The organism is Clostridioides sp. LIBA-7602 (assembly GCF_056688945.1).
In genome coordinates, this window is the sequence record NZ_CP196991.1 from 3,186,008 (window position 1) to 3,202,588 (window position 16,581).

The following is a 16,581-nucleotide window of genomic DNA, read 5'->3' on the forward strand; positions in this document are numbered from 1 at the left end:
TATATGGTCTTGTAAGTTAACTTGTTACTTGCTCACAGGTATGTAATAACCAATCCTTCAATATGCAATTTAAATTTTTATAATTCTTTTACTGGAATAGATATTTCAATAGAAAACTCTTTATCATCTGAGTTTACACTTATACTTCCATTATGATGAGCAATTATTTTCTCACAATTCTTTATACCTATCCCAAAACTTTCTACATTTTTAGAGAAATTACTCACTCTATTTTTTTGTATGATTAATAATTTAGAATCTTCAACTTTAATGAAAAATACTACTGGTTTATCTCTCCTAGCGTATTTTATTATATTGGAACATAAGTTATCAAATATTCTCCTAAATTGTGTTACATCTACATAAATATGATACTGATTATAAAGTTCATTTTCTATTGTTATATGAAATCCCTTTTCTTCCAATGTATATGAACTATCCAAAAGCAATTGAAAAATAAATTCATTTGCATTTATTTTTTCGTATTCTTTTGAAACTTCCTCTCCAGAATTTACAAAATGGGTAAAAAGGTCATCAGTTAAATCTTTTATTTGATATGCTTTAGACCTTACATTTTTTATGTACTGCTCTAATTGCTCAGGGCTATTATATTTATGGTCTTTAATCAAATCTAGATAACATATTACTGATGTTAATGGAGTTCTGACATCATGTGATATTGAAGTTACTATGTCTTTATTTTTATTCTTCATTTCTCTTTCTTTTATAAGTTGATTCTCTAATGTTTGACTCATCTCATTAATACTAGATGCAAGTGATGATAATTCATCATTCCCTTTGACTGGAATTCTGTATTTTAAACTACCACTCTCCACTATTTTTATACCCATCTCTATTTTTCTTAGGTATTTTATCTTTCTACTCAATAACAGTAAGAATGTTATAATAAATGTAAGTGCCATGAAGGTAATAGAAATTGCATCTATAAAATTTTGAAATCGGAATCTAAATAAAGCTATTACAACTATATCAGCTTTAACATTAGAAAATTGTATCTCATAATGTCTAGCCATAGAATTGCTATAAAATTCATTTTCCTCACTTTTATCAGGCACTTCATTAGGATAGTATAATGTATCATAAAAAACCTTATTTCCTTTGTATATTTTCATAGAAACAAACCAATTATCACCATTCCATTCTGCTATAGCATCTCCATTATTTGAATTTACTCTATTATCATTAACATAAATTTGAAAATCATCCATCAGTTGGTCTACTTCTCTTTTAAAGTATACTTTTCCTTCTGATACATCTTTTACTATAGATTCAACAGCAGAGTAAAATGGTATATTTAAAATAAAAGCCATTGCAGCTGAGATTACTACATATATCAATAGTATAACACCCAACTTTGATGGCTTAATTTTGCTAATCAATATAATACCCCTTTCCCCATGCAGTTTTTATGTATTGTGGATTTTTTTGGTCTTTTTCTAGTTTTTTTCTTAAATTTCTAATATGCACCATTATTGTATTATTTGCTGTATAAAAATATTGTTCATCCCAAATAGTTTCATATATATTCTCAGATGAAAAAACTTTTTTTCTATTTTTCAACATAAGAACCAAAATACTATATTCTATAGTTGTCAAAAACACAGGTTCGCCATTCAATGTAACATCTTGAGTGTCTAAATTGACATATAATTCTTTTGTCTGTAATATGTTTGGCTCTCTTTCCTTTTCCTTTCCTTGATATATATAATAACGTCTAAGTAATGACTTAACTCTTGAAATTAATTCAGAATATGAAAAAGGCTTTGACAAATAGTCATCTCCTCCTGCTGAAAAGCCAATAACTTTATCAGAATCTTGAGTTTTTGCAGTTAAAAATAATATTGGGGCTGTTGTTTTTTCTCTAATTTCATTACATGCAACAAACCCTGTCTTTACAGGCATGACAACATCCAAAATAATCAAATCAATCGTACTATCTACTAAGTTTACAGCTTCTTCTCCGTTTGTTGCCATAACAACCTCATAACCTTCACCAGTTAAAAGTATTTCCACGATTTCTCTAATCTCAGGATTATCGTCAGCTACTAAAATTTTTTTTGGAATCTCTTTATTCATCACTAAACTCCTTTCTTTGCTATATTTCTTAAATATTTCAAACTATATAAAATATTATACTTTATTAGCAAAAGCTTAGCAATGTCACACGTTTTAATACTTTCTACTACTGTAAACACCTTTAAGATTCAATTAACATGTATACATAAATCGACATCTTTATAAAATGCTCTATATAATATTATCTTGCATAAATAACTTTTTTTACTGATTTCACTTTTTCAGAAGATTTTACATGTACTATAATACATATCAAACCACTTATAGCTACAAATGCATAGAAACTTATACCTCTACTAAGTAACATTGCTGGAACTAGTAGATGACCTGGGAAAAATATCTTAAACAATGTCATAAAACTGTTTTCAGAAGCTCCAACAGCCCCTGGTAATGGTAATGATGAAACAGCAATATTCAGTAGTGATTGTATTGCCAATATCTCAAATACAGTATATGTTGATAAATGAAAAGCTTTGTATACAAAGAATGGTACTAAAAACATAGCTGTTATTTGTACAATAGTTACGGATAAAATTTGTATTACAAGCTTTGGATTCTGTTTGATATACTGAGCACCTTTAACATATTCTTCAATCTGAGAAGTTATAACTTTTCTTGAGCCCTCAACATCTTTTATTATTCTCAGCTTACCTAATAAGTTTGTTATTAATATTATAAAATTGTTGACCAATTTTTTTGAAAATATAATTGCGATTACTCCAACTACAAGGGCTACATTTGTTATTACACCATATATTAGTAAAATATTCATACCACTTACGTTATTTAGTATAAATTCACGTTCCATAATGAACATTATTCCACTATATGCTAATACAACTACTTGATGGATGACAACAATCACTAATAATATAAGTGAAGAATAAGAGATATTTATATCATCCTTCTTCATATAATAAACTTGTGCTGGTTGACCTCCTGATGCTGAGGGTGTAATTGAACTAAAATAAAACCCAATAAAAGCATACCCCATACATTTTAAAAGAGTAGTTTTTTGTTTTAAAGCTTTTATACCTAAATATATATTTATACCTTCACAGGCAACGTATATAATCATCATCATAAATCCAATTAGTATAAACACAGGGCTTGCACCTTTTAATGATTTTATTAACGATTCAATTGATTGTCCTCTAAAAACAAAATATCCTGTTATGCCCATTAGTAAAACTAAAAAAGCGACACTACCTAGGCATTTATTTTTCTTTTCAGTTTTACTTATCATAGCTACATCCTTTCTGGTGCTACAAATTTAAAACCACTATCTTTAAGTTTTGGAATGGCTATCTTCAAAGCTTCAATAGTACGTTCAGGTGCACCTACTGCACCACCTGAATTTTCACCTGCATCATGCAAGCAAATTATAGAATTTTCTTTTGTTCTATTCATTAACTTATTTATAATAATCTCTACTGTACTATCTTTACTCCAATCTTCCGCCATTACATCCCATAAGGTCATTTTTAAATTATATTTTTTAACAAATAAATTTGAAAATAGATTAGTATGACCCCATGGTGGACGATAATAGTTTATATCTACACCTAAATTTTTCATTATATTTACACTTTCCATAAAATCTTTTTTAACATAATTATAGCTGTAAAGCCATGCATTCTTATGTTCTAGTGAATGTAAACCAACTATGTGATTTTCTCTTAACATCCTTTTTATAATTTCAGGCTCTTTTTCAGCATTCTTTGCAACTACAAAAAACATAGCTTGTATATCATTTTCTTTTAACACATCTAATAATTTTTCTGTATATCTCTTATCTGGGCCATCATCAAATGTCAGCGCAATTTCATTTTCTCCAGTCATATTTTTTAACACATCTTTATTTAATAGTTTGTTATAATATGTAGGTATAATTGAATGGATTAAAAAAATCAATGCTACAACTATAATTAAACCTACTACATACATTCTCTACACGCTCCTTGTTCATCAAATGAAAATAAAATATTTTCTAATGTATTATTATCAAACTGTTTTTTCAATTCTCTCATATTTTTACTCATTTCTTTAAGAGTAGCATCATCATAAATTAAATCTTTTATTTCATCTACATAGTACTTTTTATTTTTATCAAGTATTCTCCCTATTCTATTATTTAGTATAAAGTCAGCATTATTTATCTCTTGTTGTAAAAACGGATTAAATGCTAATATTGGAAGCTCTGAATAAATCGTTTCAAATAATGTTATTCCACCTGGTTTAGAAATAATAAGGTCAGCATTTTTCATATATCTATATACTTCATTAGTATAACCTACTACCTCTATATTTTCATATCTACCAGATAACTTATAGTACATTTTCTTATTATTACCAGTTATTACAGTAGTTTTTACGCCTTCTAAACTATTTAATTCACTATAAAATTGTTCTGATTTAGGTAGTAATCCTAATCCTCCACCCATTATAAGTATATTTTTTTTATTTGAATATTTTATATGTTCTATTTTTTTAAATTCTTTTTTTACTGGAATACCATTAACTTTAACTTTTTCTTCATCTATTCCTTTAAAAATAAGTTCTTCTTTAGTAGATTTACTAGCTACTAAATAACAGTCTGTATTTTTACTAATCCATTCTGAGTGACTACTTATATCTGTTATACATGTTATCAAAGGAAGATTTGAATTATACTTTTCCTTATATCTTGATACTAATTGTGAACAAAATGGAAAAGTTGAGATGACCACTGTTGGTTGTATTTCATTAAGTAACTTGTCTAATTTAGTTAAAAAATAATCTGAAAAAGTAAATTTTATATCTTTCTTTCCATTTTCTGTACATTTGTAAAATAAATTATAAAGACTACTTCCCCGATTTACAAGAATAGAAAATGTCTTGTACATTTTATCTGAATAGTTTGGCATAATGTATTCAAATATATCTTTAATTATTATTTCTGAATTATTAAATTTTGTTTTTATATCTTCACTTAAAGAGTTTGATGCTGAGTAATGACCCATACCAAATTTTCCTGTAAGAATTAATACTTTCATAAGATTCCCTCCTCATTAAAGTCTTTCTTTTCCTCTAATTACTATATTTATAAGTATAGACTTTAAATCTTTAGAAAAACCTAGTATAATTCTTAAGAAATCTTAAAGTTTTAATTAAAAAATACAAAACCCAATTAATATAGAAGATTATCTCCTATACCAATTGGGCTTTATATCTACATATATTCAAATACATACACAATCATTATAATTATTTAAACATACTTTATTTAATTATTCTTTATAATTAATCCATAATATTATATTCTTCATATAAAGGATACTTTTCAGTTAATCCAACAACTAATGTTCTAGCCTTAGATTCTTCATCATAAGTTAAACATAAGTCTATGGCCTCAGCGATTACCGCCATATCTTCTTCTTTCATACCTCTAGTAGTTACAGCTGGAGTACCAAGTCTTATTCCACTTGTAACAAGAGCACCATTTGGGTCAAATGGAATTGTATTCTTATTAGCTGTTATATAAGCATCATCCAATCTTTTTTCTGCAGCTTTACCAGTTATATTTTTATTAGTTAAATCTAATAGTATTAAATGATTATCTGTACCTCCAGAAATTAATTTAAAGTTTCTTTTAATAAGTTCTTCAGCTAGAGCTTTTGCGTTTTTAGCAACTTGTACTTGATACTCTTTAAACTCATCACTTAATGCTTCTTTAAAACAAACTGCCTTAGATGCAATTATATGCTCAAGAGGTCCACCTTGAATTCCAGGGAATATTGCTTTATCTATAGCTTTAGCATACTTTTCTTTACATAAAATAACTCCTCCACGAGGTCCTCTTAAAGTTTTGTGAGTTGTTGTTGTAACAAAGTCAGCCACTTCACATGGATTTTGGTGAAGACCAGCAGCCACAAGACCTGCTATATGAGCCATATCTACCATTAGTAATGCTCCAACTTCATCAGCTATCTCTCTAAACTTTTTAAAATCTATTTCTCTAGGATATGCACTTGCTCCTGCAACTATCATTTTAGGTTTTACTTCATGTGCTATTTTTCTAACTTCATCAAAATCTATAAGTCCACTATCTTTGTCTATACCATATTCATAAAATTTATAATATTGACCAGAAATATTAACTGGAGCACCATGAGTTAAATGCCCACCTTGAGATAAATTCATTCCCATAACAACATCACCTGGTTTTAACATAGCAAAATATACACCAATATTTGCATTTGCTCCAGAGTGAGGTTGAACATTAGCATGTTCTGCTCCAAATATTTTTTTAATTCTATCTATTGCAAGAGTTTCAACTTCATCTATGTACTCACATCCACCATAATATCTTTTGCCTGAGTAACCTTCTGCATACTTATTTGTAAGATGACTTCCCATAGTTTCCATTACTGGAACTGATACTATGTTTTCAGATGCTATTAATTCAATATTTCTTTGTTGTCTTTTTAACTCTCTTTTCATACTTTCATAAATCTCAGGGTCCGCTTTTTTCAAGTTCTCAAACATATTACTCCTCCTAGTTATTATTTAATTTTTATTTTTACAGACATTTCTTAATTTTCGTTTTTATCAATATGATAATTTATTATTATAGTCCTTTACAAATTAATAGTCAAGTGTTTTGCCATTTTTCCATATTTAACATAGTTACTTTCTTTATTTTTAAGTTAAAATATAATAAATAATATTGTCTAATTCTTTTAATTGGATATAATTTAAATGTGACTATTTTGAAATAAAAAAAGATAATATAATTTATATATATTAAAGAATATTGCTTAAAAATTTGGTATAATTTCAATATTACGGTTTTTAATTTGGAGGTGTATTTATGAATCAAAATGAGGAGCTTGAATATAAGAAAAATATTCTAAAATTAGCTCTATTTGTAGGGGAACTTATGATAAAAAATGGAGCTGAAACATCTAGGGTTGAAGACAGTGTCCTTAGAATATGCAGGTCAAGAGGATTTTATCATGTAAATATTTTTACAACTCCTACAGTAATAATTATTTCTGATGAAAAATTTGATGGCTTTTCATTTATGAAAACGATTCAATCAAGAGGTATAAACTTAAATAAGATTTCTTTATTAAATAGTTTTTCTCGAGAATTTGTAAGCGACAAAGAATATGATATTGATAATGCCATTGCACGACTTTATGAAATCCAAGATGTAAAACCGTATCCTTTATGGTTATTTTACTCTTGTACAGGAATTGCATCTGCTTGTTTTGCTTGTTTGCTTGGAGGGAATTATGTATTAAATTTTATACTTACGTTTATAATAGCAATATTTGCAGCAATTACTTATGATAAAACTATGAAGATAAGTGCAATATCTGCGTTTTCCTGTTTAGTATCTTCTTTTTTAATTGCACTTTCAGGAGTTCTGCTAGTTGAAATAGGCATTTTAAATGACCCTAAAATGCTTATAGTTGGTGCCATAATGCCACTACTCCCAGGAGTTGCTTTTATAAAAGCTATTAGAGATTTAATATCAGGTAATTTAATATCAGGAATTTCTCGTGCTTTTGATGCAGCTATGATTATTATTGCAATTGCTTCTGGAGTTGGTTTTGTTCTTGATACATGGTATAGAATAGGAGGTCCTTTCTAATGACTGATATGTCAATGATTTTACATTTTTTATTTTCAGGAATTGCAACTGCTGGATTTGCTGTTTTCTTTAATGCACCACCTTATCTACTTCTTCCAGCTGGAATAACTGGTGGAATTGGTTGGATTGTATATGTTTATTTATTTAACTTTACTACAAATGCAGTTTTTGCAGGTTTTATAGCTGCTGCTTTAGTATCAGCATGTAGTGAAACTTTGGCTAGAAAACTAAAGCAACCAGCTATTGTATTTGTAATTCCAGGTATTCTTCCTTTAATACCAGGAATTGGATTGTACAATACAATGTTATCTTTGATTCAAAAAAATTATTCTTTGGCCATGTCAAAAGGTACAGATGCACTGTTTCTAAGTGCCGCGATAGCACTAGGTGTATTAGTTGTAACTTCTTTTGTAAGAACATTGAATCTTTTAAAAATCAGAAAAAACTTTATTCCTTACAGAAAGTCAAAATAAAAACATAAAAATAGCAATGTACTAAAAGTTTACAAATACACATCGAGTATTTATTTAAAAAGTACATTGCTATTTTTAATTATAATTATTTTAAAGGTCAATTAATATTCTTGTTATTACTGGTATAAACTCTCTACTATCTCTGAATTTTTTGTCATTCTTCTTTAAGTACAAATAACAAAGTATTGTAAGACAAATTCCAACTAGCCCACTTATGGCTTCAACACCAGATGTCATCCCTACTGCACCTAATATATAATAAGTCCCTATTGTTCCAACAAGAAGTGCTATAAGTGGTATTATATAAGCCATTACAGCTGCTTTTAATACATTCATATTATCCATACTTACTTCTACATGGTCTCCAACTTTTGCACCAATTGTGTTATCTACTTCTACTAATATTTCCTTTGACTCTGCCGAATCTGTAGTAGCACACTTTCCACAAGCAGCACAAGCTGAATGTCTTTGCATTTTTAATTTCGCAGTTCTATCATCAACAATTTCCATAATAAATCCTTGTTGATTCATAACTAACCGCCTCCTTATTTTGTAAATTTATTTATAGTATCCATAAGTTCTTTTATCATCTCTTCAGTTTGCTCACCATCATCATGTTTGATGCTTTCTGCTACACATCCTTTTATATGGTTCTCCAATATAATCGTGCCTACTCTATTTATAGCAGACCTTATAGCAGATATTTGAACCAATATATCAACACAATAACGTTCTTGTTCTACCATTTTTTGTATACCCTTAACTTGACCTTCTATTCTTTTTAATCTTTTTATAAGAGCTTCTCTCTCATTGTTTGGTGCTAATTTTCTTTCTTCCATAAACTCACCTCATACTCTAATGATGTCTTATATAATTATGCTCTACTTACCAACTTGTTTAAAATATAATACCGTTATTACTACTATAAATGCTAAAATTGATATTGCGATAGACCTACTTTGATTCTTAGTTTGTTCCATACTTAACTTTCCATTCATCTTAAACCCTGCTAATGGAAATAAAAATATAACCAATGCATCAATTCCAAGTACAATCTGGGCTGCAATAGTCCATTTACTCAAAAAACAGAATATTCCACCCACACCTAAAAGAACCTCTAATATATTTATAAACTTATACGTAGGTTTTTTTGCTATATATTCTTCAATTTTTTCCTTACATTCTGCACGACATGGATATATATTTGTATTGTCATCATATTGTATAGCTAATTTATTATTTGGCGACTTTATATCCCTATTACAGTAAAGACATTTTTTCATGTTATATTCTCCTCTAGTATTCCTCTTTAAAAATTTTGCCTAAATTATTATATGCTTTAATACTATTATACCAAATAGATACAAAAAACAAAAATAAAAGGAACAATTTTAGCGATTTCTTTTATTTCAATGTGTAATATAATAAATTTATAATAACAATTAAACAAAATTATTTATATCTAGTTTAATTGTTATATAATCTAAAATAAGTCAAATTTGTATGAGAGGTTAAAATGAAACAAATGGAATTAGCTATTGTAAGTTTGAAAAAAGATGCTGGAGAAATTTATGAAGACCAAATAAGACAATTTTTAGGTGACAATATAAAAATAAATTTATACTCATTTGAAGAAGGAAATTTAAAATTTTTCAAAGAAAATTTGATACTTCTATCTGCTTATTTAAAGTATGATGAGATAGTAAAATTGTCTCATTATGATGCTCAAATTATTGTACCTAAGTTAACATTTGAAAAGAACAGTATAGATATGATATCAAAATTAGAAAAAGATAAAACTATTTATGTATATAATCTAAGTAAGGATATGGCAATAGAGACAATATCTTTAATACATAGATTAGGAATAGACAATATCAATGTCCTACCTTGCTATCCAGAGATAGAGTTTACCCCTACAGATGCTATAATTCTAACTCCTGGTGAAAAAATCTTACCTAAAATTAAAAATTGTGAAGTCATAGACTTAAAGTATAGAATAATAGATTTAAGTTGTATTGTTGAAATTGCTACAAAAACTAAGTTAAAACATCTAATAAAAGATGACTTAATAAAAAAATATGTGGAGAAGATAATTCCTACAAGCTATAGTACAGGTGAATTATTATTAGATGCAAATAAATTTGAAAGACAATTTGATTTATTATTATCCATAATTGATGATGGAATCATATGTACTAATAATGATGGGATAATTCAATTCTACAATCATATGGCTAGAAAAATTTTATCTATAAATGCAAATGAAATGATTTATGCATTTGTTGGTGATTGCATAAAAGAAATCAATTTCCAAAATATATTAAGCAATAAAGCTCCATTTTATGAAAAGTTAATTAAAATAAACCATGTCGATATAAATTTAGAAATTAAACATATACAATTAAATGTATTTGATGGATTTATATTAAAAATGACCAAATTCTCACAACTAGAAAAAAAGCAAGCTAAGCTAAGAGCGCAGTTAGTCAATTCTGGCAATATTAGTAAATATACATTTGATGATATATTAGGTTCCAGTATACAAACCATTAATACAAAAAAAATTGCCAATAATATGGCCCAATCAAACTCCTCTATTTTAATAATTGGTGAAAGTGGTACTGGTAAGGAATTATTTGCTCAATCAATTCATAGTGCCTCTCGAAGAAAAGATGGACCTTTTGTAGCGGTAAATTGCAGTACTTTTCAAGAAAATTTATTGCAAAGCGAACTATTTGGCTATGATGAAGGTGCTTTTACTGGTGCTAAAAAAGGTGGGAAAATGGGTTTATTTGAATTGGCTAATAATGGAACAATATTTTTAGATGAAATTGGAGAAATGGATTTAAATTCACAATCCAAATTACTTAGAGTTATACAAGAAAAACAAGTAAGACGTATTGGCTCTAATAATGTCATTGATATTGATGTAAGAATAATTGCAGCTACTAATAGAAATTTAAAAGAACTTGTATCTAAAGATATGTTTAGAAGAGATTTATATTTTAGATTAAACGTTCTTCCTCTTAAAATACACCCTCTTAGAGAAAGACCTGTTGATATATTTGAGATTTTTAACTCTCTAAAATACGATATTCCATGCAATTTTATTCTAAGTGAAGAAGTAAAAGAAATCTTCAAAGTGTATAGGTGGGAAGGAAATGTGAGAGAATTAAGAAACTTAGGAGAATACTTCTGCTACTTAGGAAAAGATGTTATAGAGATATGTGATTTACCTGAATACATATTGGATACTATAGATTCAAATTATAGCAGAAATGTCTGTAATAAAGTAACCGATAAAATAGGAAAGCATCAACTAAACATTAACAAAGATAAAAACTCACTAAAACATGATTATAATTTTAAAAGACCTTTAGATGAATACTTATTTATATTGGATAATTTAAAAAAGGCTTATAATTTAAAAGAAAGAATTGGCAGAAAAAGTCTATACAAAATAGCTTTAGATGAAAATAGATTTTTGACAGAGCAACAGATTAGAAATATACTTTTAGAATTACAAGACTTTGGACTTGTAAACATACTGGTTGGTCGTGGTGGTTCAGTTATAACATCAAAAGGATTTGAATTTCTAAAAAATATAAATGAATAGGTCTAATAAGTTAAACAGTTAAACCACTTAAACCTATTCATTTATATTTTCATACATATGAAACCTTATTAGAAATAACCTTTTCCACAAATCTCTAAATATAATTAATATTTTTAGCTACCTTACACTTTGAAATCACTTAATATCACATATTAACTTATAGTTAAATACTTTTTATTATATATCTTGGCATGTTGTTTGCTTAATATTATTAACATAAATTTAAAAATTACTGGAGGTTTTTACAATGAATTATAATTTTAATGAAATTGTTGATAGGAGCAATAATTTTTCGTCTAAATGGTCAGAGATGGATAAAAAGTATGGAAGCAATGATTTACTTCCTATGTGGGTAGCTGATATGGATTTTAAAGCTGCTCCTTGCATAATTGATGCTTTAAAAAATAGACTAGAACAAGAGATTTATGGTTACACAACAAGACCAGATTCTTACAATGAATCTATAGTAAATTGGCTAGATAAAAGACATAATTGGAAAATAAAAAGTGAATGGTTAGTTTATAGCCCAGGTGTTATACCAGCCATAAGTCTTTTAATAAATGAACTTACAAAAGAAAACGATAAAATAATGATACAGGAGCCAGTTTATAGTCCTTTTAATAGTGTTGTAAAAAATAACAATAGAGAACTAATTATAAGCCCATTACAAAAATTAGAAGATGGAAATTATGTAATGAATTATGAAGACATTGAGAGAAATATTAAAGATGTAAAATTATTCATACTTTGTAATCCTCATAATCCAGTTGGTAGAGTATGGACAAAGAAAGAATTAAAGAAATTAGGAGATATTTGCCTTAAACATAATGTAAAAGTAATATCTGATGAAATACATAGTGATATCATATTAAAAAAACATAAACATATCCCTATGGCATCTATTTCTAAAGAATATGAAAAAAATACGATTACTTGTATGGCTCCAACAAAAACTTTTAATATAGCTGGTCTTCAATCATCTTATGTGATACTACCTGATAAAAAAGACTATAAATCATTAGATGATGCTTTTACTAGAATTGATATAAAAAGAAATAACTGCTTTAGCTTAGTTGCAACAGAGGCTTCATATAATAATGGTGAACCTTGGTTAGAATCATTCTTGGAATATTTAGAATCTAATGTAGATTTTGCTATAAACTATATACATGAAAATATGCCAAAACTTAAAGTTAGAAAACCAGAAGGTACTTATTTATTATGGGTAGACTTTAGTGAACTTGGATTAAGTGATGATGAGCTAGAAAATATACTTGTAAATAAAGGCAAAGTTGCTTTAAATCAAGGAAACAGCTTTGGTATTGGAGGCAGTCAACATCAAAGAATAAACTTAGCATGTCCACAAAGTATGCTTGAAGAAGCTCTTACAAGAATAAAAAATGCAATTAACTAAAAAGATTTAAGGAGAATTTTCACTATGAAAATAGATACAGAAAGAAAAAGACCTTCATTTAGATATTCCTTGTTAGTAATGCTTGCAATAATAGCTTTAACATCAGTTGGCATAGTTGTATTTAATGCTTCTATAACTACAATGTTTTTACTTTCATGGCTTATAGTAGTTCCTGCAGCTATGAAGCTTGGCTATACTAATGATGAAATAGAAGCCTTTGGATTTGAAGTTGGTAAGGATGCATTTCAGTCAAATTTGATTATACTTTCTGTTGGCGTACTAATAGCAGCTTGGATAGCTGCTGGTACGATACCAACAGTAGTGTATAGTGGTCTAACAATAATAACCCCTAAATATTTTTTACTTACAACATTAATAGTCTGCTCACTTACTTCTGTCGCTACTGGTACATCTTGGGGAACTCTTGGAACTTCTGGTATAGCAATGATGAGTATTGGTACTAGCATGGGTATTCCTCTTGGCTTAACAGCTGGTGCAGTGATTTCTGGTGCTTTCTTTGGAGATAAAATGTCTCCCCTATCAGATTCTACAAACTTAGCTGCAGCAGTTTGTAAGACAGATGTGATTACACACATGAAACACATGATTTACACAACAGGACCTGCATATGTAATATGTATAGTTCTATATACAGTAATTGGATTAAAATATTCAAATAACACTATCGACTATGTTCAAATAAACCAAATTAAAGATGTATTAAATTCAAACTTTCATATTGGTTTAGTAGCAATGATTCCAATAATATTTTTATTATTACTTTTATTGTTGCAAAAACCTCCTATTATATCTATACTAAGTTCAGCTGTAATGGGACTTATTATAGCTGTATTTCAAGAAGGAGAAAAAATAGGTGATATTTTAAATTATATGTTATCAGGTTTTACTATAGATACTGGATTTGTTTATGCTGACAAACTATTAAATCGTGGAGGAATAATGAGTATGGCTGAAACCGTTTTACTAGTATTTGTAGTTTTCGTTATTGCTGGTATTCTCCAAAAAACTGGTTTCTTAGAGGTACTACTTCAACCTATGATAACTAAAATAGGAAATTCTAGAACCAAATTAGTTGGGTCTACTTTTATAGTAAGCTACTTTGCAAATGCATTTAGTTCGTCAATGATGTTTACTTCAGTGTTTGTTGGAACTTTAATGTCTCCAATATACAAAGAATTTAGATTAAAGCCACAGAATCTATCTAGAATTATAGAAGATACAGCCACACTTGGTGGACCACTAATACCATGGAATTCAAATGCTGTTTTCTGTGCTCAAACTCTTGGTGTGAGTCCACTGGAATTTATACCATATTGTTTCTTAAGTTGGATTACTCCTATAATTTCATTTATTTATGGTGTAACTGGTTTTACTATGCTTACATATACAGATGATGAAATTGAAGAGTTAGAGATATTTGACACTGTTCAGAGAAGAGTTGATTAAGTATGAAATTTGAATACTACTACTTAATTCAGGACATTACAGGTATATTATTGGCATTTGTAGGACTTAGAATGTCCATCCTAGGATTTAGAATACTTTCTATAAAAGGACTTTCTATAAGTACACTTTTAATTCTAATTAAATATTGCTTATTTGCTATAGCAGGATTGAATTTATTAATATCTAACTTTGGAATTATTCACTGGATTTTGAGTTTTTGTATGATAGTAATATCCATAATAATAAACCCTAGAATTAAGGTATCAAAATAGAAATAACCATCAAACTCAAAGTTTTATAAAAAAGGAAGTGTCTCAAAATGAACTTTTTAGTTCATGAGGCGCTCTTTTTTGTATGAAATCATATATATTTTCATCATTTCAACAATGAAAAGAGGCTCATCTCTATTTTGAGATAGCCCCTTTAATCATTACTTATAATTAAATAACTGGTGTATCAGATAAGTAATCATTACTTACATAACCATATCCACCACTATATTTTATTTTTACCCATCCAGTAGCAAACATTTCTATTGTTTCTACTTTGCTACCATATGGAAGATGTCCTATTTTTTCATCTTCTGTACTTGGCCCTTTTCTAACATTTAGACCATCTTTTTCTTTTACATACTTTATTTTTACATTTTCATTACTACTATCAGGCTTATTATTTGTCAAATAAGACCCACTAACATATCCAATATCTTCATTGTATTTTATTTTTACCCATCCAGTTTTTAACACTTCTAAAACTTCTACTTCATCACCATTATTTAGATATCCTATGACAGAAGCTTCTATTGTAGCATCACTTCTTATATTTACCTTATCCGTGTTAGTTACATACATTACTTTCTTATCAGTATTATTTGCCTGTAAATCTTTTAATTCTTTAAATGCACTTTCATTACCGCCACTGCCAACTTTAGTTATAGAAGTAGCACTTTTATTAGAAAATACACTCTTTTGTGTTGTACTTAATTGTTCTCCTACTATGAGTACAGGAGAATCTTCTTTTGATGCTAGTACTCCTACTGCTAGAGCATCTATAAGTTGATTTTGCTTTTTCATTCCATCTTTGGATACAAATACATTATTTAATTTATTGGATGTATAAAACTTTTCTATTACTTTACCATTAGTTTCATTTCTATCTGCTCCACCTATTCTTTCTGAATTAGGCAAACTTTGTTTTATTTTATCTGATACAGCATTAGTAGACCCTATTATGTATGATTTACTTATATTCTTAGATTCTATAAAATCTTTAAAGCTAGATATTCCAGATGCATCAGACACTGGAAGTATAACCATTCCATTAGTAGCTGCTACAGAAGCTATACTAACTGCGTCTGCAAGACCTGTATATCCATTTACTACAGCTATTTCTGATATATCTTTTAATCCTTCTATTTTTTTAGCTATACTCAAGGCTGTTTGGTATCTATCACTACCACCAACTCTATCAGTAGTTAAACTATTGGATTCTAACTGTTTTTGTACATCATTTGATACAGAGCTAGATAGTCCAATTATATAAACTTTTTTAACTCCTAATCTTTTTAATTCTTTCTCAGTTTGTGAATTTAGATTATTTTTTTCTGTCAATAATATAGGAGCATTTTTTAATTTAGCAAATGGTGTTACAGCCAATGCATCTACAATAGATTCACTATTTACAATTACAGCCTCATTTGCACTACTCCATCCTTTTTTGCTTACCTCAACAGCAGTTTGGTATCTATCCTGACCTACTAAAGTATTCTCCACTGCTGTTCTGCTTATTTCATTTGCATGTGCTACTGGTGATAGACTTAAAACTAGAGATAAACACAATATTGATGATATTGATTTAGTTAACTTCATCT

General features: G+C 28.3%; 16 protein-coding genes. 6 read left to right on the forward strand and 10 right to left on the reverse strand.

Features of this window, described 5'->3' with window-relative positions; translation table 11 throughout:
* Positions 1–77 precede the first annotated feature (77 nt).
* The 6 genes from hexK to ACTG45_RS15135 form a co-directional block, all read right to left on the reverse strand.
* Positions 78–1,400, reverse strand: a complete 1,323-nt coding sequence (hexK, locus tag ACTG45_RS15110) for a sensor histidine kinase HexK (protein ID WP_021385711.1) — start codon at positions 1,398–1,400, stop codon at positions 78–80.
* Complete coding sequence (gene hexR / locus ACTG45_RS15115; RefSeq protein WP_021385681.1) at positions 1,393–2,097, reverse strand: response regulator transcription factor HexR; 705 nt, start codon at positions 2,095–2,097, stop codon at positions 1,393–1,395. Before hexR ends, hexK begins: the two co-directional genes overlap by 8 nt.
* A gap of 181 nt (positions 2,098–2,278) precedes the next feature.
* The gene (hexF, locus tag ACTG45_RS15120) at positions 2,279–3,343 is read right to left on the reverse strand and encodes an aminohexosyl-hexosyldiradylglycerol biosynthesis protein HexF (protein WP_479919283.1); all 1,065 of its coding nucleotides are present in this window, start codon (positions 3,341–3,343) and stop codon (positions 2,279–2,281) included.
* 2 nt (positions 3,344–3,345) lie between these two features.
* On the reverse strand, positions 3,346–4,044 hold the full coding sequence (gene hexD, locus ACTG45_RS15125; RefSeq protein WP_479919284.1) for a polysaccharide deacetylase HexD: 699 nt from the start codon (positions 4,042–4,044) through the stop codon (positions 3,346–3,348).
* Positions 4,035–5,132: a monogalactosyldiacylglycerol synthase HexS gene (gene hexS / locus ACTG45_RS15130; RefSeq protein WP_021385713.1), complete on the reverse strand. Its 1,098-nt coding sequence runs from the start codon at positions 5,130–5,132 to the stop codon at positions 4,035–4,037. Before hexS ends, hexD begins: the two co-directional genes overlap by 10 nt.
* A gap of 247 nt (positions 5,133–5,379) precedes the next feature.
* Positions 5,380–6,624, reverse strand: coding sequence for a serine hydroxymethyltransferase (locus ACTG45_RS15135; RefSeq protein ID WP_044213851.1), 1,245 nt, complete (start codon positions 6,622–6,624; stop codon positions 5,380–5,382).
* 325 nt (positions 6,625–6,949) lie between these two features.
* On the opposite strand from ACTG45_RS15135, the gene ACTG45_RS15140 reads away from it, so the two are divergent.
* Together ACTG45_RS15140 and ACTG45_RS15145 are read left to right on the forward strand one after the other, a co-directional pair.
* Positions 6,950–7,738 carry a threonine/serine exporter family protein gene (locus ACTG45_RS15140; RefSeq protein WP_054271303.1) on the forward strand — a complete coding sequence of 263 codons (789 nt, stop codon included), beginning with the start codon at positions 6,950–6,952 and terminating at the stop codon, positions 7,736–7,738.
* Positions 7,738–8,211: a threonine/serine exporter family protein gene (locus tag ACTG45_RS15145; protein ID WP_021385661.1), complete on the forward strand. Its 474-nt coding sequence runs from the start codon at positions 7,738–7,740 to the stop codon at positions 8,209–8,211. The genes ACTG45_RS15140 and ACTG45_RS15145 overlap by 1 nt, the downstream gene beginning before the upstream one ends.
* 90 nt (positions 8,212–8,301) lie before the next feature.
* Here the strand turns inward: ACTG45_RS15145 and ACTG45_RS15150 are convergent, their stop codons facing one another.
* From ACTG45_RS15150 to ACTG45_RS15160, 3 genes are read right to left on the reverse strand one after another with little or no spacing between them, the layout of a single operon-like run.
* Positions 8,302–8,742 (reverse strand): SoxR reducing system RseC family protein, encoded by a 441-nt coding sequence (locus ACTG45_RS15150; RefSeq protein WP_479917307.1) that lies wholly within the window; start codon positions 8,740–8,742, stop codon positions 8,302–8,304.
* 14 nt (positions 8,743–8,756) lie between these two features.
* A complete protein-coding gene (locus ACTG45_RS15155) occupies positions 8,757–9,050 on the reverse strand; it encodes a metal-sensitive transcriptional regulator (protein WP_021385716.1) in 294 nt (97 codons plus the stop codon).
* A gap of 42 nt (positions 9,051–9,092) precedes the next feature.
* Positions 9,093–9,494, reverse strand: a complete 402-nt coding sequence (locus ACTG45_RS15160; protein WP_021385692.1) for a hypothetical protein — start codon at positions 9,492–9,494, stop codon at positions 9,093–9,095.
* 233 nt (positions 9,495–9,727) lie between these two features.
* Here ACTG45_RS15160 and ACTG45_RS15165 point away from each other — a divergent pair, with 233 nt between their 5' ends.
* From ACTG45_RS15165 to ACTG45_RS15180, 4 genes are all read left to right on the forward strand, one after another.
* Entirely contained in the window at positions 9,728–11,830 is a 2,103-nt protein-coding gene (locus ACTG45_RS15165) for a sigma-54 interaction domain-containing protein (protein WP_479919285.1), read from the forward strand.
* Positions 11,831–12,077: 247 nt separating this feature from the next.
* Positions 12,078–13,244, forward strand: coding sequence for a MalY/PatB family protein (locus ACTG45_RS15170; RefSeq protein ID WP_021385653.1), 1,167 nt, complete (start codon positions 12,078–12,080; stop codon positions 13,242–13,244).
* A gap of 24 nt (positions 13,245–13,268) precedes the next feature.
* Positions 13,269–14,711 carry a Na+/H+ antiporter NhaC gene (gene nhaC, locus ACTG45_RS15175; protein ID WP_479919286.1) on the forward strand — a complete coding sequence of 481 codons (1,443 nt, stop codon included), beginning with the start codon at positions 13,269–13,271 and terminating at the stop codon, positions 14,709–14,711.
* 2 nt (positions 14,712–14,713) lie between these two features.
* Positions 14,714–14,983: a hypothetical protein gene (locus ACTG45_RS15180; protein ID WP_021385706.1), complete on the forward strand. Its 270-nt coding sequence runs from the start codon at positions 14,714–14,716 to the stop codon at positions 14,981–14,983.
* Positions 14,984–15,151: 168 nt separating this feature from the next.
* Here the strand turns inward: ACTG45_RS15180 and ACTG45_RS15185 are convergent, their stop codons facing one another.
* Positions 15,152–16,579: a cell wall-binding protein Cwp14 gene (locus ACTG45_RS15185; RefSeq protein WP_479919287.1), complete on the reverse strand. Its 1,428-nt coding sequence runs from the start codon at positions 16,577–16,579 to the stop codon at positions 15,152–15,154.
* Positions 16,580–16,581 lie beyond the last annotated feature (2 nt).

Coding starts and splice junctions, on each gene's coding strand:
- hexS (WP_021385713.1), bottom strand. CDS start 5,132: ATGAAAGTATTAATTCTTACAGGAAAATTTGGTATGGGTCATTACTCA.
- ACTG45_RS15180 (WP_021385706.1), top strand. CDS start 14,714: ATGAAATTTGAATACTACTACTTAATTCAGGACATTACAGGTATATTA.
- nhaC (WP_479919286.1), top strand. CDS start 13,269: ATGAAAATAGATACAGAAAGAAAAAGACCTTCATTTAGATATTCCTTG.
- hexF (WP_479919283.1), bottom strand. CDS start 3,343: ATGATAAGTAAAACTGAAAAGAAAAATAAATGCCTAGGTAGTGTCGCT.
- ACTG45_RS15165 (WP_479919285.1), top strand. CDS start 9,728: ATGAAACAAATGGAATTAGCTATTGTAAGTTTGAAAAAAGATGCTGGA.
- ACTG45_RS15185 (WP_479919287.1), bottom strand. CDS start 16,579: ATGAAGTTAACTAAATCAATATCATCAATATTGTGTTTATCTCTAGTT.
- ACTG45_RS15135 (WP_044213851.1), bottom strand. CDS start 6,624: ATGTTTGAGAACTTGAAAAAAGCGGACCCTGAGATTTATGAAAGTATG.
- hexR (WP_021385681.1), bottom strand. CDS start 2,097: ATGAATAAAGAGATTCCAAAAAAAATTTTAGTAGCTGACGATAATCCT.
- ACTG45_RS15140 (WP_054271303.1), top strand. CDS start 6,950: ATGAATCAAAATGAGGAGCTTGAATATAAGAAAAATATTCTAAAATTA.
- ACTG45_RS15155 (WP_021385716.1), bottom strand. CDS start 9,050: ATGGAAGAAAGAAAATTAGCACCAAACAATGAGAGAGAAGCTCTTATA.
- ACTG45_RS15170 (WP_021385653.1), top strand. CDS start 12,078: ATGAATTATAATTTTAATGAAATTGTTGATAGGAGCAATAATTTTTCG.
- ACTG45_RS15160 (WP_021385692.1), bottom strand. CDS start 9,494: ATGAAAAAATGTCTTTACTGTAATAGGGATATAAAGTCGCCAAATAAT.
- ACTG45_RS15145 (WP_021385661.1), top strand. CDS start 7,738: ATGACTGATATGTCAATGATTTTACATTTTTTATTTTCAGGAATTGCA.
- hexD (WP_479919284.1), bottom strand. CDS start 4,044: ATGTATGTAGTAGGTTTAATTATAGTTGTAGCATTGATTTTTTTAATC.
- ACTG45_RS15150 (WP_479917307.1), bottom strand. CDS start 8,742: ATGAATCAACAAGGATTTATTATGGAAATTGTTGATGATAGAACTGCG.